Source organism: Erwinia aphidicola (assembly GCF_014773485.1).
In the GTDB taxonomy this organism is placed as follows: Bacteria; Pseudomonadota; Gammaproteobacteria; order Enterobacterales; family Enterobacteriaceae; genus Erwinia; species Erwinia aphidicola.
Window position 1 is genome coordinate 68459 of sequence record NZ_JACXBP010000009.1, and the last position, 20261, is coordinate 88719.

Here is a 20261-nt window from a genome sequence, read left to right on the forward strand (position 1 = left end):
CATGAGTCAGTTACAGAATCGTACCCTGCAATATTATCGTCAGCAGCAGTATCAGCCCGGCTGGTTTGATCTGCTGAGCGTGATGATCAACGGCATGTTGAACAATGCGGGCGAGCAGGAGAGCCAGGCGTTTCTGCGCCAGATGGGCGACAACCTTGCCAGCCGCTACCCGCTGGGCGAGGTGGCGACCGTGGCCGATCTGGAAAACCAGATCAACCGCGTGCTGGCGCAGTTCAACTGGGGCTTTGTCGATCTGCAACCGAGCGACAGCGCGATCGTCATCGATCATCTGGCGCTGCCGCCGGGCGATGGCGTGATGAGCGACCGCCAGTGGCGGCTGGCGCTCGGCGCGGTGCTGGTGGGGCTGTATGCCCGCTGGCTGCGCGGGCAGGGTGGCAGCGATAGCGTATCGCTGAGTGTGGAAGAGACGGGCGACAGCTCGCTGCGCTTCCGCTATCAGGCATGAGGATGACTATGATTGCCATATTCAGGGCCAGCGTGCTGCTGCTGGCACTGGCGCTGGGCGTATCCCAGGCCGGTGCAGCGGACGGCTGGAGCACCTTTAAAACCCGTTTTATGACCGCCGATGGCCGCATTCAGGACACCGGTAACAAAAACGTCAGCCACACCGAGGGCCAGGGTTTCGCGATGCTGATGGCCGTCTGGTACAACGACCGCAGCGGCTTCGACAGCCTGTGGCGCTGGACGCAGAACAACCTTAGCAACCCGGCTAACGGCCTGTTCTACTGGAAGTACATCCCCGGCGCCAGCGACCCGGTCAGCGACCGCAACAACGCCTCCGATGGCGATGTGCTGATCGCCTGGGCGCTGCTGAAGGCGGGCAATAAGTGGGGCGATAACGGCTATTTACAGGCTTCCGACCGCCTGCAAAAAGCGATTATTAAACGTAATGTGATCGTCTATGCCGGGCGCACCATTATGCTGCCGGGGGCGCAGGGCTTTAACAAGACCAGCTATGTGATCCTCAATCCGTCCTACTTTATCTTCCCGGCGTGGCGTGATTTTGCCGCGCGCAGTCATCTGCAGGTATGGAACAAGCTCATCAGCGACGGGCAGCAGCTGCTGTCCGAGATGCGCTTTGGCGACAGCGGCCTGCCGCTCGACTGGGTGGCGCTGAACGCCGACGGCAGCATGGCTCCGGCCACCGCCTGGCCGCCGCGCTTCAGTTACGATGCCATCCGCATTCCGCTCTATCTGCACTGGTACGATCCCCAGTCGCTGCAGCTGGTGCCGTTCCAGCGTTTCTGGATGAGCTTCCAGCGCCTGCAAACCCCGGCGTGGATTGATGTGATGAGCAACGAAAAAGCGCCGTACAATATGGCCGGCGGCCTGCTGGCAGTGCGTGATTTGACGCTGGATGATACCGGCTATCTTAACGACCAGCTTAACAGCAGCGAAGATTACTACTCCTCCAGCCTGCACCTGCTCACCTGGCTGGCGCTGAAAGACCGGTAGATCGGGTTTTCGTAGGGGCGAAGGCATGCCTCGCCCGTACTGAGCTCCGTGCTCACCTCGGGTCGGGCATGCCCGACCCCTACGATTCAGGTTACCTGGTTATTGTAGGGGCCACGGCAGGCCGTGCCCGCATGGTTAGATCTTCGAAGACGATGATGTACTGTCATTGACTGTGGTCCATATTTGAGTAGAATAAATTCCACTCAACCCTGAACGCAGCGATTAAGTTCACTGGCCGTTGGGGTGAAGGAACCGGCCATCGCGCCGGTTTTTTCGTTTCTTAAGGATAAGAAAAAATGCGCACCTCCTTTTTTGTTGATGGATACAACCTCTTCTACGGTCTGCTGGCCGGAACACCCTACAAGTGGCTAGATTTGCCCGCTCTGCTGGCTCATATCTGCAAGATACAAAATCCAGCCTCTGTAACCCAGCAGGTGAATTACTTTACCTCTCCCGTTTTGCCCCCTCTTGCAAGCAGGGGGAAGCAGTCAGCCGAGGCACAAGATATTTATATCCGTGCCCTGAAAGCGCAGGGTGTGATAGTCAACCTGGGCAGGCACAGACTTAATCGCGGTAAAGCTCCACGCTATATAGAAGGCGTTCAGGCATCCCGAACCGATAAGGTAGATGTGTGGGATCTTGAGGAGAAAGAAACGGATGTAAATATTGCCATAAGCATGTACCGACTTCTCGCATGTCAGAGAAATAAGAATGTCGCACAATGCATTGAACAGATCGTCCTTGTCTCAGCGGATACTGATATGACACCCGCACTGAAAGCGATCAGAGAAGATTTCCCAGCGGTTACTGTTGGTATTATTCTGCCGCACAGGGAAGGTATAGATCGTGGAGTTCCTGGCTCTCTAAAAAACCACAGTGACTGGATAAGGCGGCATGTAAAAATTGATGAGCTGATAGCCCATCAATTTCCTCCTCGCGTACCGACAAGAAAAAAACCAGCCGATAAGCCTGATTATTGGTAGCACGATAGTTAAAGACGTGGCATCAGGCTAAGCCTGGGGGCGAAGGCATGCCTCGCCCGTACTGAGCTCCGTGCTCACCCCGGGTCGGGCTACCTGCCTGGGTAGGGGCCGACCTTCTTTTGCGGTCGGCCCTGAACCCACCCCGACAAACCCCACGCCGATCACTGCGGATACGCCACCCAGTCGCCGCCGTTCAACCTAATCCACGGCTTGCCCTGATACATCACCACCACCGCGTTATCATTTTCCGAGACTACCGGCGTCTGCGGCAGGTTATCGCTCAGCGCGGCCATATTCACATTCGGCGCGTTGAACACCTGGCCGTCGACCACGCGGGAGACCAGTTCGGAGATCGCCTGCAGGCTGGTGGGAGTGCTGACGTTTAGCGTCGCCTGGTGCGGCGCTTTCATCCCGGCAAACTTAATCCCGACCGGCACGTGGGTAATGCTGCTGCTTGGGATGTCGCGCAGGCCGGACATCTGCATGCGGTCACCCTCCAGCGCTGCGCCGTGCTCCGGCACCACAATCACCATCACCCGGCGGCCAGACTTGTCGAGGTTCGTCAGGAAGCCGTCCAGCTGGTCAAACAGCGTGTTGGCCCGTGGCTGCCACGGCGCGGTTTTGCTGCTGCCCAGCGTGCGCGTGCCGTCGTGCAGCGGGATCAGGTTATAGAAGGTGGCGCTGCGGGCGTCGGCGCTTTTCTGGCGTTCGTCGAGCCAGCGCTGCATCAGCTGCGCATCGTTAAACACCGGCGAGCCGTCGAAGGAGGTCAGTTCGTGCGTGATACCGGCCTGCGGCATCAGCGGTGCCTGTAAATTGCCCTCTTCGCGCAGCTCCTGTAAATAGCCGCCAAAAATCCCCTGATGGTCCAGCATCAGCTGCGGCTTAAACCCGAGCTGCGCCAGGTTATCAAACAGGTAGCAGCGGGCATCTACCGGCTTGTACAGATCGCTGTGCGAGCTTTGCCCGCAGCTGGCGCGCAGCAGACGGATGCCCGCCGGGCCGCTGTAGCCGGTGGCAGAATTGTAGTTATCCAGCAGCAGGTCGAAATGTTTCCACAGCGGGTGATTACGCAGCCGGGCGTAATCAATATCCGACCAGGCCAGCGAGCAAATGTTGATCACCAGAATATCGAACGGCGCGGCATCGGCAGGCAGCGCCGCCGGGAAGGCGGTGACGCGCTGCTTCTCTGTTTCATAAAACCTGTTCAGGTACGCCGTCAGGCTGGCGCTGGTGGGGGCAGCGGACTGATCCAGCCCGCTGGCGGCCACGGTATTATTCCCCGGCGTACTGCTTGCGACGGCAGCCGGCGCAGCCGCTTTATCCGGCAGCAGGGCGAAGGATGGCCCGGCCAGGTTCACCACGTTGAGCCACACCAGCGCCAGTGACACCAGCACCGTCACCCGCAGCCACTGGGCAACAAACAGGTAGAGCACCATCAGCACGAAGCCGCTGCCGATCATCTGCCAGTTGATAAAGCGCTGCAGCAGGTCGAGCAGATAAGCCGGGGAGAAGCCCGCCAGCTGGCTGCCCTGGCTGAGCAGGCTGGAAAGCCCCGGCAGCCAGGTGTCGTGCCACAGCAGCGCGATGCCGAGGGGCACGGAGACCCAGTGGCGCAGACGGTGCAGCTTCGGCGAGGGCAGCGGCAGCAGCAGCCACGCCAGAAACACCAGATTAGCCAGCGCGTGGAAGTTGAGGTAGCCAAACCACAGCAGGGCAAATTTCAGCAGGAAATAGAGGTTCCAGCCGCCCAGCCCGCGCCAGTTGCGCCACAGGCCAGGGGAAGTCTCAGCAGAAGGGTCACGCAGGGTCATGATTTTTTACTGTCCGTCCCGGAAGTTTTACGCCGCCACGTGCCTTCATATTTCAACGCGCGCGGCGGCAGCACGCGGTGCCGCAGCCCGCGCCATTTTTTCGGCAGCCAGCGGCTGTATAGCGGTTTGAGCAGCAGCAGGATCAGCAGCAGCAGAGTGACAATCTGCACCCAGTCCATCAGCGTCATGGCGCATCGCCCTTGTCCACCGGGGTGTTAAGCGTCACCTCTTCCGGCACCAGGCGCAGCGGTGCGGCCTGCGGTTCCGCAGCAGAAGAGGGGGCTTGCACAGCAGGGGTATCGCGCCAGGCGCCGGGCGTGGTGCCCGCCATCTGCCGCACTTCCGACAGGATCTGCAGATCTTCAAACCACACCAGGCGATTGGTGAAGATCTCGTCGGGCGGCAGGCGGAAGATAAATTTCAGCGCGGTATCCAGGTCGTTGTAGCGGCACGAAGAGAGGAACAGGTACAGGCGGTCGCCGATGCGCGTCACCAGGTCACCGAAGCGGCGCGGCTTGCACAGCGTCAGCGCCTGCTCCGGGTTCAGCTCCGGCACCGGGCGCAGCGCCACCAGTAGCCCTTTGCCGTCCTGCGGCAGCACGGTGTTGCCGATCAGGCGCGTTACCGAGCGGCAGAAGTGCTCCAGCGGCAGGTAGCCTTTCTCCTGCAATGGCTGCATCGATTTCAGCAGTACGCTCAGGTCGGCCGGCACGTGGCGGTTATAGCGCTGCCCCTGCAAGCCTTCCAGCGTGGTGAGAAAGCGCGACATCGCGGCGTTTAGCGGCACAATCGCGTTTACGCCGCAGGCCAGCAGCAGGCGCTCATCGCTGTTGCGCAGCGCGGTGTGCATCTCGCGCACCACGATTTTCAGCCCGCTGCCGCGCGTGCGCCGCAGGTTATGAATGTCTGCGGCAAGCTGGGCGATCTGGTCACTGTGGTGCAGGTTAAAGATCACCGTGGCGGCGCTGGCCTGCTGAGCGCGGCTGGCCAGCTGGGTGTTATCGTCGAACAGCGTCCAGGCGCTGGAGAGCGGCGGCGCGCCCTCCAGCACCCCTTTTTCGGCCAGGTACAGATGCTCATCATTTAAGGTTAACGGGCTATTTTGCTCCGATTCGCTAATCTGAGTGAAGCAATCCTGCTGTAATTCAAGGCGTAATGCGCGGTCGGCCAGCATGCCACTTTTATTACACCACCAGTTAATTCGGTAATTCCAGCTATCCTGCTGCCATTCCAGATGTGAAAGTCCGTCTAAATGACGATAGCGGGTTTGTAAATCATTTCGCAGGTGATTAACGCCGGAACCGTAAGTGATAATCAACATTGTTGACTGTCGCGAGGCTAACCACTTTTGCATTCCCTTCAGCCAGCTGTTTAATTCTTCAGGTGCTATTTTTTCCCAGCTGCTAAATGCGGTAAAAAATAACAAGAATCGTGGCTTGTTGGCTAAAGCGCGCGATAAATCTTCGCTCAAATTAAGCAGAGCTTGCGGAGTAGCGGGCAGGGAAAACAGCGGGATCTTGTTCGGGCCGCTGGCAGGGTCTGGAACCAGCAGAGACTGGGGTTTCTCAGGGGTCGCGATCAGCGTCACGGCCGTCTGAGTCGCGATAGTCTGACGTGCCAGAGTGCGTGCATCTTCCTGACGGTTTACCGTTACCCAGTAGCAGCCTGGCGGTTGCATCAGCACTAATTCATTTTGGACCTGACCCAGCCCTAAGCTAAATGAAATCGTCATAAGATTTTTCGCACCAGGGGTAATCCAGCATAATGGCAGGTCGGATAAAGATTTCCGTACCAATTCTAATCCCGTAAATATACATTACATCGTAAACCATTCCAGTGAATCATTGATGGAATCGTTATGTGATGAAATCCTATTAATCCGTGCGGATAATCCGACATAATGACCGCCATGCCGAATAAAAATCAGCAATCTGGGAAAACCCCTGGCCACGAAACGCCCGATGACATTAGCGCACTGGGTGAGGCTTTTGCGTTAACCGCGTTTCGCTATATCGATATTGCCCGTCAGGAAAGGCTGGCCGCAATTTATCAGCGCTGGCCATTACTGACCGAATTGGGCGCATTGCAAAAAAAGGGGTAGTTATGCCGGTGGTGGCATTTTGCGGTTTACGCGGGGGAGTGGGCACCACTTCCATAACAGCGGCGCTGGCCTGGGCACTGAATAGCCTTGGCGAACGTACGCTCGCCATCGATTTTTCCCCGTTTAACCAGCTGCGGATGCATTTCAACACCCCTTACCAACAGCCGCGCGGCTGGGCGCACAGCGCGCTACGGCAGCAGCCCTGGCAGCAGAGCGCCATGCGCTACACGCCATTGCTCGATTTTATTCCCTTCGGCCAGCTGCAAGCGGCTGAAAGCGAAGCGTATCTGCGCAATCCTGAAGCGCTGCTGGCGCCGTGGGCCGGGCGGCTGCACGCGCTGCGGGGCGACTATCGCTGGGTGCTGCTGGATATCCCGGCGGATATGCCGCAGCTGGCGCGGCAGCTGTTGCCGCAGGCGGACCACCAGATCGGGGTGATTGTCCCCGACGGCAACTGCCATCTGCGCCTGCATCAGGCAGAGGTCGCAGAAAATACCCGGTACCTTATTAACCAGTTTAATCCGGTGAGCAAGGCACAGCAGGATCTGCACCAGCTGTGGAGCGGCTCGCTCAATCAGCGCCTGCCGCTGCTGGTGCATCGCGACGAGGCGCTGGCTGAAGCGCTGCTGAACAAGCAGCCTCTCGGTGAGTATCGCCCGCTGAGCCTGGCGGCGGAGGAGATTGCCACGCTGGCGAGCTGGTGCCTGATCAACCTGACGGGCGCGCCAGCATGAACCCGCTGCGCGCGCTGCTGATGCCCGCCGCCCTAAAGGCGCTGAGCCAGCGTTACCGCGGCTATCGCCGCCAGCGCACGCCGCCCCTGACGGCGGCACTGCACTGCCTGCTGGTGGCGCTCGGCTGGGCGCTGCTGCGCTTTGAAAGTGCGCAGTGGCAGCAGGTCAGCGCCCGCCAGCGCCAGCTTTACCCGCATATCTCCCCCGAGCGCCCGCGCCCGGCCGATGCGCTGCGCTACCTGATCCAGAGCCTGTGGCTGCTGCTGGTGCTGCCGCTGGATGCCTCGGCGCGCAGCGAACGCCAGCGGCTGAATGCCTTTAGCGCGCTGGCCCGCTGGCGCCGGGGTTTTTACCGCTGGCTCAACCGCCTGCCGCAGCGCGCCGCGCAGGCGAAGCTGGAAAAACGCGGCGAGCGCTGGTTAAGCCAGCTTCCCCCTTTGCTGCGCCGCGCGCTGTTCACGGTGGCGGTGCTGCTGGCGACGGCGCTGGCGTTGCTGTGCATCTCGCAGCCGTTCGATATCTGGACGCAATTTATCTTCGTGATGGTGCTGTGGGCGGTGGCGATGGTGGTACGGCGCATCCCCGGCAGGCTGCCAATCATGATGATGATCGTGCTGTCGCTGACCATCTCCTGCCGCTATCTGTGGTGGCGCTATACGGCCACGCTAAACTGGAACGATCCGCTCAGCCTGACCTTTGGCGTGCTGTTGATCGCCGCTGAAACCTACTCATGGGTGGTCCTGCTGCTGGGTTATTTTCAGAGCCTGTGGCCGCTGCAGCGCAAGCCGCTATCAATGCCGGAAGATGTCAGCAGCTGGCCCGCGATCGATCTGCTGGTGCCAACCTGGAACGAGCCGCTCAGCGTGGTGAAGCCGACGATCTACGCTGCGCTTGGCCTCGACTGGCCGCGTGAAAAGCTCAATATTTATCTGCTGGATGACGGCCGGCGGCCGGAGTTTCGCGCCTTTGCCGAGAGCGTGGGCATCCACTACCTCGCCCGCCCCAGTCACCAGCACGCCAAGGCGGGCAACATTAACCACGCGCTGCGCACCACCTGCCGCGGCGAGTTTGTGGCGATTTTTGACTGCGACCACGTGCCGACGCGCTCTTTCCTGCAGATGACCCTCGGCTGGTTTATTAAAGACCCCCGGCTGGCGATGTTACAGACCCCGCACCACTTCTTCTCGCCGGACCCGTTTGAGCGCAACCTCGGGCGTTTTCGCCGCACGCCGAACGAAGGCACGCTGTTTTACGGGCTGGTGCAGGATGGTAATGACGTCTGGGATGCCACCTTCTTCTGCGGCTCGTGCGCGGTGCTGCGGCGCAGCGCCCTGGAGGAGATCGGCGGTATTGCGGTGGAAACCGTTACCGAAGATGCGCACACCTCGCTGCGCCTGCACCGCGCTGGCTGGACCTCGGCCTATATCCGCATCCCGCAGGCCGCCGGGCTGGCCACCGAGAGCCTGGCGGGGCATATCGGGCAGCGCATCCGCTGGGCGCGCGGCATGGTGCAGATTTTCCGCCTCGACAATCCGCTGCTCGGTAAAGGGCTAAGGCTGGTGCAGCGGTTGTGCTACGCCAACGCCATGCTGCACTTCCTGGCGGGTATTCCCCGGCTGATCTTCCTGCTGGCCCCGCTGGCGTTCCTGCTTTGCCACGCCTTTATCATCTACGCCCCGGCGCTGGCCATCGCCATCTATGTACTGCCGCATATGCTGCACACCAGCCTGACTAACTCGAAAATTCAGGGGCGCTGGCGCCACTCGTTCTGGAGCGAAGTGTATGAAACCGTGCTCGCCTGGTATATCGCCCGGCCGACCACGGTAGCGCTGTTCAACCCGCATAAGGGCAAGTTTAACGTCACCGCTAAGGGCGGGCTGGTGCAGGAGGAGCATCTCGACTGGGTGATCACCAAGCCCTATATCTTCCTGGTGCTGCTCAACCTGGCGGGAGTGGCAGCGGCCATCTGGCGCCTGTACAGCGGCCCGACGCACGAGATCCTGACGGTGCTGGTCAGCCTGCTGTGGGTGTTTTACAACATGATTATTCTCGGCGGCGCGGTGGCGGTATCAGTGGAGGCGCGCCAGATCCGCGAAGCGCACCGCGTGGAGATCGCTATGCCTGCGGCCATCGCGCGCGCCGACGGCCATCTGCTGCCCTGCACCCTGCGCGACTATTCGGACGGCGGCGTCGGGCTGGAGCTGCGTGAAGCGCACGCGCTCAACGCAGACGAAGAGGTCTGGCTGCTGCTCAAGCGCGGCCAGCAGGAGTTCAGCTTCCCCTGCGTGGTGCAGCGCACCTTTGGCCGCCGGGCGGGCATTCGCCTGCACAACCTCAGCACCGAACAGCACGTCGAGTTTATTCAGTGCACCTTCGCCCGCGCCGATACCTGGGCGCTGTGGCAGGACAGTTTCCCGGAAGACAAACCGATCTACAGCCTGGTGGATATCGTCATCCTCGGCTTTAAAGGCTACCTGCGCCTGGCGGAGTACGGGCCGCCGCGCCTGCGCCAGCTGTTTATTGGCTTAACCGCGCTGATGGCGTGGCTAGCTTCATTTTTCCCTAAAGCGCGCGGGCCACGGCCCGGTGCCCGCTCGGTAATCGCAGAATCATGAGAAAAACACGCCGCGGCCTGGCCGCACTCCTGCTGGCATTCGTCACCCACGCCGCCCCCGCAGAAACCCCGGCAGCAGAGGCGCAGGTGCCGCCCGCCGCCCCGGTACGTCAGTCGGCGCTCAACTTTGCCCAGCTGGCACCGCCGCCGGGCAACTTTGCGCTGCGCGGCACCCAGCCGCAGGGGCAGATTGAGTTCGGGGTGCGCAGTGACGAAGTGGTGACTAACGCGCTGCTCAACCTCAGCTATCGCCCGTCCCCGGCGCTGATCCCCACGCTGTCGCAGCTGAAAATCACCCTCAACGACGAGCTGGTCGGGCTGGTAACCATCACGGCGGATCAGCTGGGGAAAGAGAACCAGACGCAGGTGGCGATCGACCCGCGCTTTATCGGCGATTTCAACCGCATCCGCCTCGAACTGATCGGGCATTACACCAATATCTGCGAAAACCCGGCTAACAGCGCGATCTGGCTGGATGTCGGTAAGCAGAGCGGGCTGCAGCTGACGCTGCAAAAGCTGCCGCTGAAAAACGACCTTTCGCACTTCCCGGAACCGTTCTTTGACGCGCGCGACGGCCGCCCGATGAGCCTGCCGGTGGTGTTTGCCGCCACGCCGGATCTGGGCCAGCAGCGCGCCGCTGCCATACTCGCGTCGTGGTTTGGCAGCAAAGCCCAGTGGCGTGGGCAAAACTTCCCGGTGCTGTTGAACCAGCTGCCCGCGCAGCAGCACGCGGTGGTGTTCGCTACCAATGCCCAGCGGCCTGACTTCCTCAAAGCGCTGCCCCCGGTGGATAAGCCGACGGTGGAGATCGTCGATCAGCCGGGCAATTCGTACCAGAAAATGCTGCTGGTGCTCGGGCGTGACGACAACGATCTGATCGCGGCGGTGCAGGGTATCGCGCAGGGCGAGCTGCTGCTGCGCGGTCAGACCGCCCAGGTGGAAGCGGTGAAAACCCTCGCCGACCGCCAGCCCTACGACGCGCCGAACTGGGTGCGCACCGACCGCCCGACCACCTTTGCCGAGCTGCAGCAGTATGCGGGCCAGCTGCAGTCGGATGGGCTGCAGCCTGCGCCGCTGGCGTTTACCCTCAACCTGCCGCCGGACCTGTTTTTGATCCGCGCACGCGGCATCGACATGGATCTGCGCTACCGCTACACCTCGCCGCTGCAGGAGGATGGTTCGCGGCTGGCAATACACCTTAACGACCAGTTTGTGCAGGATTACCCGCTGACCGTGAAGCAGGATCGCAGCAAACAGCTGCTGCGTATTCCGCTGCTGCAGGGGCTGCAGGATGGTAGCACCAGCCTGACCATCCCGGCGCTGCGCCTCGACGTGGTGAACCAGCTGCGCTTTAGCTTCGACTATGCGCTGACCTTTATCGGCGGTACCAGCGACCGCTGCGAAACCGTGGTGCCGGTCAGCAATCACGTGGTGATCGACGGCAACTCCACCGTCGACTTCTCCGGCTATCGCCACTTTATCGAGATGCCGTCGCTGCGCGCCTTCGCCACCTCCGGCTTCCCGTTCAGCCGCCAGGCCGATCTGGCGCAAACTCTGGTCCTGATGGACCCGCAGCCGCAGCCGGAGAACATCAGCGCCATGCTCAATGTGCTGGCGAACGTCAGCGCGCAGACCGGCTATCCGGCGCTCAAGGTGCAGATTGCCGACAGCTGGGCGCAGGCGCAGAGCAGCAACGCCGATATTCTGACCATTGGCAGCCTGCCCGCCGGGCTGAAGCAGGACAGCAATATCAGCCTGCTGGTCGATGCGGCGAAAAGCCGCATCAACAAGCCGCTGCGCCAGCCAGCGCTGAGCAGCGTGGACGGCCCGGCCAGCGACCGTCAGGCGCAGAGCCAGACCACGATAACGTCAGACGGGCCAATGGCGGCGGTGGTCGGCTTCCAGTCGCCGTATGACCCGCAGCGCAGCGTGGTGGCACTGTTAGCCGACAGCGCGCGCGGCTGGCAGCTGCTGAATGAGGCGATGAACGACAGCGGCAAACGCGCCGCCATGTTTGGCTCCGCCTCGATTATTCGCGAGTCCGGCGTCAGCAGCCTGCGCGTCGGCGAAACCTATTACGTCGGCCACCTGCCGTGGTGGGAGCGCCTGTGGAATGCGCTGGCGAATCATCCGCTGTGGCTGGCGCTGCTGGCCGGGGTGGTGGTAATCCTGTTTGCGGTGCTGGTGTGGCGCCTGATGCGCGGCGTCAGCCGTCGCCGCCTGGATGACGAGGATGACGACGCGTGATGCGGCGGCTGACCGGGCTGTTACTGCCGCTGCTGCTGCTGCCCGGCAGTCCCGGCGTGCGGGCGCAGGTGGCGCCGATTGACTGGCTGCTCCAGCAGGTGCGGGTCGGCGAAGCCAACCATAAATACGAACTGGTGACGCAGTCGCTCTACCGGCTGGATAAAATCGACCCGGATAATCCGCAGTTTGTCGCGGCCAAACTGCGGCTGGCGCTGCGCCAGGGCGACCAGGCCCGCGCCGCACAGCTGATGGCGCAGCTGCGGCGCAGCGCACCGGATGCGCAGGCCACGCGAGAGGCGGCGGCCAATATGCTGCTCATTACGCCGGAAGGCCGGCAGCAGCTGCAGCAGGCGCGGCTGCTCGGCGCTTCCGGGCGGCTGGTGGAGGCGCAGGCCGCGTGGGATCGCCTGTTCCACGGCGCGTTTCCCTCCGCTGACATGGCGCTGGAGTACTGGCGGCTGGTGGGCCGGCTGCCCGGCCAGCAGGCGCGCGCGCTGGCGCAGATGCAGGCGCTGGACCGCATCACGCCGGGTAATGCCGAACTGCAGCAGTCGCTGCGGCTGATGCAGCAGAATGTGCAGCGGGTCAAAGCCGATAGCCAGGCCGCCGCGCTGGGCGCTCGCGGGCAGGCGCTGGCAGCGGCCAACCACCGGGCGGCCGCTATTGCGCTGTTCCGCCAGGCGATTGCCGCCGATCCAGGCGGTGACGACGTCAATAAATGGCGTAGTTTGCTGCGCTCGAACCACTACTGGCTCAGCATTGAGCAGGGCGATAAGGCGCTGGCGGCAGGCGAACTCAGCGCGGCGCAGAGCCACTATCAGCAGGCCGCGGGTTTCGATCCGCGTGATGCCTGGGCCCGTATCGGCTTTGGCGATGTGGCGCTGGCCGGTAAAGATCGCGCCGGGGCGGAGCAATACTACCGCCAGGCGCTGCGGCTTGAGCCGAAAAACCGCACCGCCGCACGTCGGCTGGTGACGCTGCGGCTGGACGCGCTGACTGCTGAAGCAGAGCAGCTGGCGGCGCAGGGCAGATGGGCGCAGGCGGCAGAGAAGTATCGCCTGGCGCAGCGCGAGGCGCCGGATGATGTCTGGCTCAACTATCACAGCGCGCGCGCGCTGCGTGAGAGCGGTCAGCGCGCGGCGGGCGACAGGCTGATGGCAGCGATGGCGGCGCGCCAGCCGCAGCAGCCGGCGCAGGTTTATGCTTACGGGCTGTGGCTCTCCGGCAACGGTGACGACGCGGCCGCGCTGGCGCGTCTCAACACCCTGCCACGCAGCCGATGGACGGGGGAAATGCGGGCGCTGGCGCAGCGCCTGGAGCGCAGCGAGCTGCTGGCGCGCATCGACCGCAGGGTGGCGAAGCAGGAGTATGCCACGGCGCTGAGCGACTATCGCCAGGCAATGCAGGCGGTGGGGATTAGCGCCACCGCACCCGGCGACAACGATACCTTTACCCGCCTGATGCGCAGCGACGCGCAGGACGACTGGCAGCAGCGCGGCATCCGCCGCGACAGCGCCAGCCTGTATCGCCAGCAGGATACGCAGCTGACGCTGGCCGAGGACTATTCGCGTAATAAAGGCAGCGGCGGCGTTTCCGATTTTAGCGCGCACACCACCATGATGCAGGCGGAGACTCCGCTGTCTGACGGGCGTGGCTGGCTGCAGCTGGATAATGTAGACGTCTCGGCAGGCAGCTTTGCCCGCAGCGCCAATGGCACTATCAGTGAGAATTTTGGCACCTGCGCCAGCGCGGATGCGCTGTGCAACCGCGACTTCCGCCAGCATCAGAACGGCACCAGCATTGGCGCGGGCTTCCGCAGCGAGCGCTGGTCTGCCGACCTCGGCACCACGCCGCTCGGCTTTGAGGTCACCAACTGGGTCGGCGGCCTGAGCTGGAACAGCGATATTGACGATCTCGGCGTGACGCTGAGCGCCTCGCGCCGCCCGATTGCCAGCTCGCTGCTGGCGTTTGCCGGCGCGCGCGACCCCAATCAGGCTAGCGGCAAACGCTGGGGCGGCGTGGTGGCGACCGGTGGCGCAGTCGGTCTGAGCTGGGATCGCGGCGGCGCGCACGGCGTATGGGCCGATCTCAGTGCACATCAGCTAACGGGTAAAAACGTGGCGGATAACTCCCGCGAGCGCCTGATGAGCGGTTACTACTACAAGCTCATCAACGACGATAACCGCCGGGCAACCGTTGGTATTAACGGCATGCTGTGGCACTACGCGCAGGATCTGAGCGACTATTCCCTCGGCCAGGGCGGCTACTACAGCCCGCAGCGCTATGCTTCGCTGTCGCTGCCGGTCACCTATCGCCAGCGCACGGCCAACTGGTCGTTTGACCTTGGCGGCTCGGTTTCGCTGTCGCACGCCCATAGCGACGCCACGCCGCGCTATCCACTGAATTTCGGCGCCATCACCGCTGATAACGCCCCGGGCAGTGACGGCGGCGGCTCCGGCTTTGGCTATACCTTGCAGGCGCTGGTCGAGCGCCGCTTAACCTCAAACTGGACGCTGGGCCTCGGCGTGGATATCCAGCAGGCCAAAGATTACACCCCGAGCCACGGATTACTCTTTCTGCGCTACTCGATGGCGGGCTGGCAGGGCGACCTTGATATGCCGCCGCAGCCGCTGGCGCCGTACGCCAGCCTGAAGTAAGCTGCGTGACTGTTCTCCCAGGAAAACACCTAAACCTCGCCCTGCAAAGCGTGATAGCTTAACAACCCGCAGTCATAGGATATACTCAGGGCGATTTTAGTCCTTTCAGCAGAGTTCTTCGGAGAGCAGGCTTGCGAGTCAGTCGTTCATTAACGATCAAGCAGATGGCGACCATTTCCAGCGTTGCGGTGGTCACGATTTGTATTTTTATCGTCATACAGCTTTTCCATTTTGTGCAGCAGCGCAGGATTGACTACGCCCAGCAGATGGAGAACGTGGCGCATACCGTGCGTCAGCCGCTGTCGCAGGCGGTGCTGAAGGCGGACATTCCTCAGGCTGAATTTATCCTCAACTCGCTGCGCCCGGCCGGTATTCTGGCGCGGGCGGAAGTGGTGCTGCCCAACGGCTTGCAGGCGCTGCATACCGATTTTGAACCCGAAAAGCCGGTGCCGCAGTTTATCGCCCGGCTGTTTGAACTGCCGGTGCAGATCACCGTGCCGCTCTATTCGGTAGAGCCGGCCAACCCGAAACCGCTGGCGCTGCTGGTGCTGCAGGCCGATTCATGGCGCGTATATCAGTTTATCCTCAGCGCGGTTTCCACCATGGTGACCACCTATCTGCTGCTGGCGCTGATCCTCTCGGTGTCGATCAGCTGGTGTATCAACCGCCTGATGGTCAGGCCGCTGCGCACCATCGCTGCCGAGCTGCAGGACCTTAGCCCGCAGCAGAGTATCGGCCATCAGCTGCCGCTGCCAAAATACCATCGTAACGATGAAATAGGCATGCTTATCCGCAACTACAATCGCAACCAGCTGGCGCAGGCGGCGCTGTATGCCGAGCGCCCTGCTGACCAGAGCAGCGCGGCAAAGCCGCGCACGGTGTGCGAGCAGGATATTGTGTGCGCGCTGCAGCAGCAGCAGTTTGCCCTGTGGCTGCAGCCGCAGATCGATATGCGCAATGGTCAGCTGGTGGGGGCCGAAGCGCTGCTGCGCATGCGCCAGGCCGACGGCAGCTGGTCGCTGCCGGACGATTTGATCCCGTGCGCGGAGGAAAAAGGGGTGATTACCGCGCTGGGCCGCTGGGTGTTTGAAGAATCCTGCCGGGTGCTGGCGGGCTGGCAGCAGCAGGGCATTACGCTACCGCTGAGCGTGAATCTCTCCGCCGTGCAGCTCAGCGACCCGTCAATGGTCAGCCATCTACAGAACCTGATCACCCAGCATCAGATCTGCCCTGGCAGCCTGGTGCTGGAGATCACCGAAACCGCGCAGATTGGTGAGCCGCAGCAGGCGCTCAGCCTGTTGCAGCAGCTGCGCCAGGTGGGCGTGTCGGTAGCGCTCGACGATTTCGGCATGGGCTACGCCAATCTCAACTGGCTGAACCAGTTCAAAGCCCTGCCAATCGCCAAGCTGAAGATGGACCGCAGCTTTGTGGTAGCGCTGCCCGAAGATGACACCATGGTGCGCATCGTCGCTGCTATTGCCGAGATCATCACGCTCGACGTGGTGGCCGAAGGTGTGGAAACCGAAGCGCAGCGCGACTGGCTGCTGGCACGCGGCATCCATATCGGCCAGGGTTACCTCTACTCCGAAGCGCTGCCGCTGGCGCAGTTCCAACAGCAGTACCTGTAAAATCCTGCTATTTCACTCACTGATTTTGCATATAAAAGATGCAACGCCAATGACAACGCGAGGATGGCTGGTGTACAATTATTCAGCAACTTGCATCAGGAGGTGATATGCCTGCAAAAAATCTGACTCAGAAAGAGATTATTCAAGCTCTGTCTGATGCACAAAAAGCTGGATCTGTTCAGCTGACAGGAACAAGGGAAGAGCGCCGCGAGCAGCTTCGTGAGATGCGCCGTAAAGATTTTATCCAGGAAGGATATCGCATTGGGCAAACATCATCCTAAGCGCTTTTATTTTGCACGTCTCGAGATTGCGGTAAAATTTGCGTCGACCAGTGCGAAGTTCGGTTATGACGCAGAAGACCAACAATATTATGAAGATGCTTTGCTCGATCTCCAGGATATCTGGGAGCAGCAGGGCTATATTGAAATCTACGACCCATCCTCGCACGGCTATTCCGCTCACTACCCTCTGGCTAAAGACAGTAATTCTGTCGCTGGCTCATCCCCCGACTATACGGGCCTGTACCATGCTCGCTTACTCAAAACGGGTGAAGTCGATCCGTTGGTGATCGTGACATTTCAGGGCATGATCGTCGTCCAGCAAAGATATGAACGGGCAGTTATAGAAGCGTTGATCTATCACGACCTGATGTTTTTGCCCATGGGTCAGAAGACACCGCAGAACAAGAAAAAGCAGCGTGAATGGGTTCGTCATAACCTGGACTCCAGCGATGAAAACGCCAGTTAGTTGCTAAAAGCGTCATATTGAATTGATTAGGCGCTATTTCACTTTCTTTAGTTATACAAGTCGGGGCTGAAGTGATTCAGCTCATAAAACCAGGTTATGGAAGCCGCCGGGCCTGGTCGGGCTATATTAATCCTGTTAACTGGATGTTACTTTCGCGCTGTCACTGATTATAACAACAGCAATTCAGCCGTTAACGGATACCTTATGAAAAAATCCCTGTTCAAAAGTCTCTATTTCCAGGTGCTGACTGCCATCGCCATTGGCGTGCTTCTGGGCCATTTCTATCCTGAGCTGGGCGCGCAGATGAAGCCGCTGGGCGATGCCTTCGTCAAGCTGATCAAAATGATTATTGCCCCGGTGATCTTCTGTACCGTGGTGACCGGCATCGCCGGAATGGAGAGCATGAAAGCGGTCGGCCGTACCGGTGCGGTCGCGCTGCTCTACTTTGAAATCGTCAGCACCATTGCCCTGATTATCGGTCTGGTGGTGGTTAACGTGCTGCAGCCGGGCGTGGGGATGAACGTTGACCCGGCGACGCTGGATGCCAAAGCGGTGGCGATGTATGCCCAGCAGGCAGAGCAGCAGGGCGTGATCGCCTTCCTGCTGGATGTTATTCCCAGCAGCGTGATTGGCGCCTTCGCCAGCGGCAACATCCTGCAGGTGCTGCTGTTCGCCATCATGTTCGGCTTCGCGCTGCACCGCCTGGGCGATAAAGGCACGCTGGTGTTTAACTTTATCGACAGTTTCTCCAAGGTGATTTTCGGTATCATCAACATGATCATGCGCCTGGCGCCAATCGGGGCATTTGGTGCCATGGCTTTCACCATCGGTAAATATGGCGTTGGCTCGCTGGTGCAGCTCGGCCAGCTGATTATCTGCTTCTATATTACCTGCGCGCTGTTTGTGGTGGTGGTGCTGGGGCTGATTGCCCGCATGGTCGGCTTTAACATCTTCAAATTTATCGCCTACATCAAAGAAGAGCTGCTGATTGTGCTGGGGACTTCCTCTTCCGAATCTGCGCTGCCGCGCATGCTGGATAAGATGGAAAAGCTCGGCTGTAAAAAATCGGTGGTGGGGCTGGTTATTCCTACCGGCTACTCATTCAACCTTGATGGCACCTCGATTTATCTGACCATGGCGGCGGTGTTTATCGCCCAGGCGACCAACAGCCATATGGATATCTGGCATCAGATCACCCTGCTGGTGGTGCTGCTGCTCTCCTCTAAAGGCGCCGCGGGCGTGACGGGGAGTGGCTTTATCGTCCTGGCGGCTACGCTGTCCGCGGTCGGGCACCTGCCGGTGGCCGGGCTGGCGCTGATCCTCGGTATCGACCGCTTTATGTCCGAAGCGCGTGCGCTGACTAACCTGATCGGTAACGGTGTGGCGACGGTGTTTGTGGCGAAATGGGTTGGCCAGCTGGATGAGACGCAGATGAAAGAGACGTTGAACGCGGGAAAAAAAGCTGAAAAAACGGCCTGATTTCACGGCATAAGTGCTTAATTCATTAAATATTGCCCCAAATGCCCGTCGTGACTTGCCCTCACGACGGGCATTTGCATAATAACCCCCAAGCTATTTTTATGATTTTTCATTCTGCGGTGTGACATCCCCGCCGATGTGTGGTCTAACAAACTGTTCCATTCGCAATTTATATTAAGAACAGTCGCTTCCTGAACGTGCGTACGCGCGCTAACAGCAGGTAGTAGATCGCCAGTGATAATTTTTTGGTTTGTGATTGAGTAGGGGTTCACATGCAGGGCACCAGAATTCGTTTATTAGTTGGTGGAATATTGCTGGCTGCGGCCAGCCTGACTGTGCAGGCCGAAACTCTCCAACCCGATCCTGCCTGGCAGCAGGGCAAGCTGGATAACGGTTTCAGCTGGCAGCTACTCACAACCCCTCAGCGCCCAAGCGATCGCGTTGAGATTCGCCTGATGGTTAACACCGGCTCGCTGGTGGAGAGCGCCCAGCAGGCTGGCTACAGCCATTTACTGCCGCGCCTTGCGCTGGTGCATAATGCCGCGCTCGATCCCGCGCAGCAGCGCTCGCTGTGGCAGCAGAGTATGGACCCGCAGCACCCGATGCCGCCGGCCATCACCTCCTACGACTACACGCTCTACAACCTCAGCCTGCCGAACAACCGCCCGGAATTAGTGAAAGAAGCGCTGACCTGGCTGGCGGCAACGGCGGGTAAAATGACCATTAATGAAGAAGTGGTCAATACCGCCAATAATGCGGATGATCCGATTGCCACCTGGCCGGGCAATCCGCAGGATACCTGGTGGCGCTACCGGCTGAAAGGCTCCTCCATGCTGGCCCACGACCCCGCTTCCCCGGTAAAAGTGCCGGTGGATCTCGCCGCGCTCAATGCCTTCTATAAGCAGTGGTACACCCCGGATGCCATGACGCTGTTTGTCGTCGGCAACGTCGACAGCCGCAGCCTGTCTGAACAGATCAACAAAGTGTTTTCGCCGCTGGAAGGCAAGCGCGAACAGCCTTCCGCGATGCCAACGCTCTCCCCGCTGCTGCCGCAGCCGATTAACCTGGCAAACAGCACCCTCAGCCAGGACCGCCTGTCGCTGGTGTGGGATACGCCATGGCAGCCGATCCGCGAGTCGCAAAACCTGCTGCGTTACTGGCAGAGCGATCTGGCGCGTGAGGCGCTGTTCTGGCATGTGCAGAAGGTGCTGAGCGATAACAAAACCCAGGGCATGCAGGTGGGCTTTGACTGCCGCGTGCTGTACCAGCGTGCGCAGTGCGCCATCAACCTGGATGCCGACAATGCCTCGCTGAACAGTAACCTGACGCTGATTGCCAAAGAGATGGTCAACATTCGTGATAAGGGTCTGTCTCAGCAGGAGTTTGATGCGCTGATTGGGCAGAAGAACAGCGAGCTGAACAAGCTGTTCGCCACCTACGCGCGCACCGATACCGATGTCCTGATGAGCCAGCGTCTGCGTTCTCAGCAGAATGCGGTGGTGGATATCGCGCCGGAGCAGTATCAGAAGCTGCGTCAGCAGTTCCTGTCAGGTCTGACGCTGGATATGCTGAACCAGGAGCTGCGCCAGCAGCTGACGCAGGATATGACGATGGTGCTGATGCAGCCGCCGGGCGAGCCGGAAACTAACGTCAAGGCGCTGCAGGAGAGCTGGCAGAAGATTATGACGCCAGAGCCTGCGCCCGCTGCAGCATCCGATGCCGCAGCCGCTCCGTCCGGCGACAGCACCACGCCACCGCAGTAATCATCGCGGGCCAATACC

At 60.7% G+C, this 20261-nt stretch carries 16 protein-coding genes; 13 read left to right on the plus strand and 3 right to left on the minus strand.

Annotated elements, in window-relative coordinates:
- Nucleotide 1 precedes the first annotated feature (1 nt).
- The 3 genes from bcsD to ID864_RS18835 all read left to right on the plus strand — a co-directional run bounded on the left by bcsD (nt 2) and on the right by ID864_RS18835 (nt 2459).
- The gene (bcsD, locus tag ID864_RS18825) at nt 2-466 is read left to right on the plus strand and encodes a cellulose biosynthesis protein BcsD (RefSeq protein ID WP_048917842.1); all 465 of its coding nucleotides are present in this window, start codon (nt 2-4) and stop codon (nt 464-466) included.
- An 8-nt stretch (nt 467-474) separates the two neighbouring features.
- Entirely contained in the window at nt 475-1476 is a 1002-nt protein-coding gene (locus tag ID864_RS18830) for a glycosyl hydrolase family 8 (protein ID WP_191150214.1), read from the plus strand.
- Between the two features lie 296 nt (nt 1477-1772).
- On the plus strand, nt 1773-2459 hold the full coding sequence (locus tag ID864_RS18835; RefSeq protein WP_048917841.1) for an NYN domain-containing protein: 687 nt from the start codon (nt 1773-1775) through the stop codon (nt 2457-2459).
- Nucleotides 2460-2620: 161 nt separating this feature from the next.
- Here ID864_RS18835 and bcsG read toward each other — a convergent pair whose 3' ends face one another.
- The 3 genes from bcsG to bcsE are packed head-to-tail and all read right to left on the minus strand — an operon-like array spanning nt 2621 to nt 6005.
- The gene (gene bcsG, locus ID864_RS18840; RefSeq protein WP_048917840.1) at nt 2621-4273 is read right to left on the minus strand and encodes a cellulose biosynthesis protein BcsG; all 1653 of its coding nucleotides are present in this window, start codon (nt 4271-4273) and stop codon (nt 2621-2623) included.
- The gene (bcsF, locus tag ID864_RS18845) at nt 4270-4461 is read right to left on the minus strand and encodes a cellulose biosynthesis protein BcsF (protein WP_048917839.1); all 192 of its coding nucleotides are present in this window, start codon (nt 4459-4461) and stop codon (nt 4270-4272) included. Before bcsF ends, bcsG begins: the two co-directional genes overlap by 4 nt.
- Nucleotides 4458-6005 (minus strand): cellulose biosynthesis protein BcsE, encoded by a 1548-nt coding sequence (gene bcsE / locus ID864_RS18850; protein ID WP_191150215.1) that lies wholly within the window; start codon nt 6003-6005, stop codon nt 4458-4460. The genes bcsF and bcsE overlap by 4 nt, the downstream gene beginning before the upstream one ends.
- 168 nt (nt 6006-6173) lie before the next feature.
- On the opposite strand from bcsE, the gene bcsR reads away from it, so the two are divergent.
- From bcsR to ID864_RS18900, 10 genes are all read left to right on the plus strand, one after another.
- Nucleotides 6174-6374 (plus strand): cellulose biosynthesis protein BcsR, encoded by a 201-nt coding sequence (gene bcsR, locus ID864_RS18855; RefSeq protein WP_396018891.1) that lies wholly within the window; start codon nt 6174-6176, stop codon nt 6372-6374.
- A 2-nt stretch (nt 6375-6376) separates the two neighbouring features.
- Nucleotides 6377-7108, plus strand: a complete 732-nt coding sequence (gene bcsQ / locus ID864_RS18860; RefSeq protein WP_048917837.1) for a cellulose biosynthesis protein BcsQ — start codon at nt 6377-6379, stop codon at nt 7106-7108.
- Nucleotides 7105-9723, plus strand: a complete 2619-nt coding sequence (gene bcsA / locus ID864_RS18865) for a UDP-forming cellulose synthase catalytic subunit (protein WP_191150264.1) — start codon at nt 7105-7107, stop codon at nt 9721-9723. Before bcsQ ends, bcsA begins: the two co-directional genes overlap by 4 nt.
- Nucleotides 9720-11969, plus strand: a complete 2250-nt coding sequence (gene bcsB, locus ID864_RS18870; protein WP_191150216.1) for a cellulose biosynthesis cyclic di-GMP-binding regulatory protein BcsB — start codon at nt 9720-9722, stop codon at nt 11967-11969. Before bcsA ends, bcsB begins: the two co-directional genes overlap by 4 nt.
- On the plus strand, nt 11966-14626 hold the full coding sequence (locus ID864_RS18875; RefSeq protein WP_455709050.1) for a cellulose synthase subunit BcsC-related outer membrane protein: 2661 nt from the start codon (nt 11966-11968) through the stop codon (nt 14624-14626). Before bcsB ends, ID864_RS18875 begins: the two co-directional genes overlap by 4 nt.
- A 131-nt stretch (nt 14627-14757) precedes the next feature.
- Complete coding sequence (locus ID864_RS18880; RefSeq protein WP_099754017.1) at nt 14758-16254, plus strand: EAL domain-containing protein; 1497 nt, start codon at nt 14758-14760, stop codon at nt 16252-16254.
- 107 nt (nt 16255-16361) lie between these two features.
- Nucleotides 16362-16535 (plus strand): hypothetical protein, encoded by a 174-nt coding sequence (locus tag ID864_RS18885; RefSeq protein WP_187498261.1) that lies wholly within the window; start codon nt 16362-16364, stop codon nt 16533-16535.
- A complete protein-coding gene (locus ID864_RS18890) occupies nt 16516-17001 on the plus strand; it encodes a hypothetical protein (protein ID WP_224750555.1) in 486 nt (161 codons plus the stop codon). The genes ID864_RS18885 and ID864_RS18890 overlap by 20 nt, the downstream gene beginning before the upstream one ends.
- A 204-nt stretch (nt 17002-17205) precedes the next feature.
- Nucleotides 17206-18480, plus strand: a complete 1275-nt coding sequence (locus ID864_RS18895; RefSeq protein WP_048917831.1) for a dicarboxylate/amino acid:cation symporter — start codon at nt 17206-17208, stop codon at nt 18478-18480.
- A gap of 272 nt (nt 18481-18752) precedes the next feature.
- Nucleotides 18753-20243, plus strand: coding sequence for a M16 family metallopeptidase (locus tag ID864_RS18900; protein WP_048917830.1), 1491 nt, complete (start codon nt 18753-18755; stop codon nt 20241-20243).
- The last annotated feature ends 18 nt before the right edge of the window (nt 20244-20261 follow it).

Coding starts and splice junctions, on each gene's coding strand:
- bcsQ (WP_048917837.1), top strand. CDS start 6,377: ATGCCGGTGGTGGCATTTTGCGGTTTACGCGGGGGAGTGGGCACCACT.
- ID864_RS18900 (WP_048917830.1), top strand. CDS start 18,753: ATGCAGGGCACCAGAATTCGTTTATTAGTTGGTGGAATATTGCTGGCT.
- bcsG (WP_048917840.1), bottom strand. CDS start 4,273: ATGACCCTGCGTGACCCTTCTGCTGAGACTTCCCCTGGCCTGTGGCGC.
- bcsF (WP_048917839.1), bottom strand. CDS start 4,461: ATGACGCTGATGGACTGGGTGCAGATTGTCACTCTGCTGCTGCTGATC.
- ID864_RS18895 (WP_048917831.1), top strand. CDS start 17,206: ATGAAAAAATCCCTGTTCAAAAGTCTCTATTTCCAGGTGCTGACTGCC.
- bcsB (WP_191150216.1), top strand. CDS start 9,720: ATGAGAAAAACACGCCGCGGCCTGGCCGCACTCCTGCTGGCATTCGTC.
- ID864_RS18835 (WP_048917841.1), top strand. CDS start 1,773: ATGCGCACCTCCTTTTTTGTTGATGGATACAACCTCTTCTACGGTCTG.
- bcsE (WP_191150215.1), bottom strand. CDS start 6,005: ATGACGATTTCATTTAGCTTAGGGCTGGGTCAGGTCCAAAATGAATTA.
- bcsR (WP_396018891.1), top strand. CDS start 6,174: ATGACCGCCATGCCGAATAAAAATCAGCAATCTGGGAAAACCCCTGGC.
- bcsA (WP_191150264.1), top strand. CDS start 7,105: ATGAACCCGCTGCGCGCGCTGCTGATGCCCGCCGCCCTAAAGGCGCTG.
- ID864_RS18830 (WP_191150214.1), top strand. CDS start 475: ATGATTGCCATATTCAGGGCCAGCGTGCTGCTGCTGGCACTGGCGCTG.
- ID864_RS18885 (WP_187498261.1), top strand. CDS start 16,362: ATGCCTGCAAAAAATCTGACTCAGAAAGAGATTATTCAAGCTCTGTCT.
- bcsD (WP_048917842.1), top strand. CDS start 2: ATGAGTCAGTTACAGAATCGTACCCTGCAATATTATCGTCAGCAGCAG.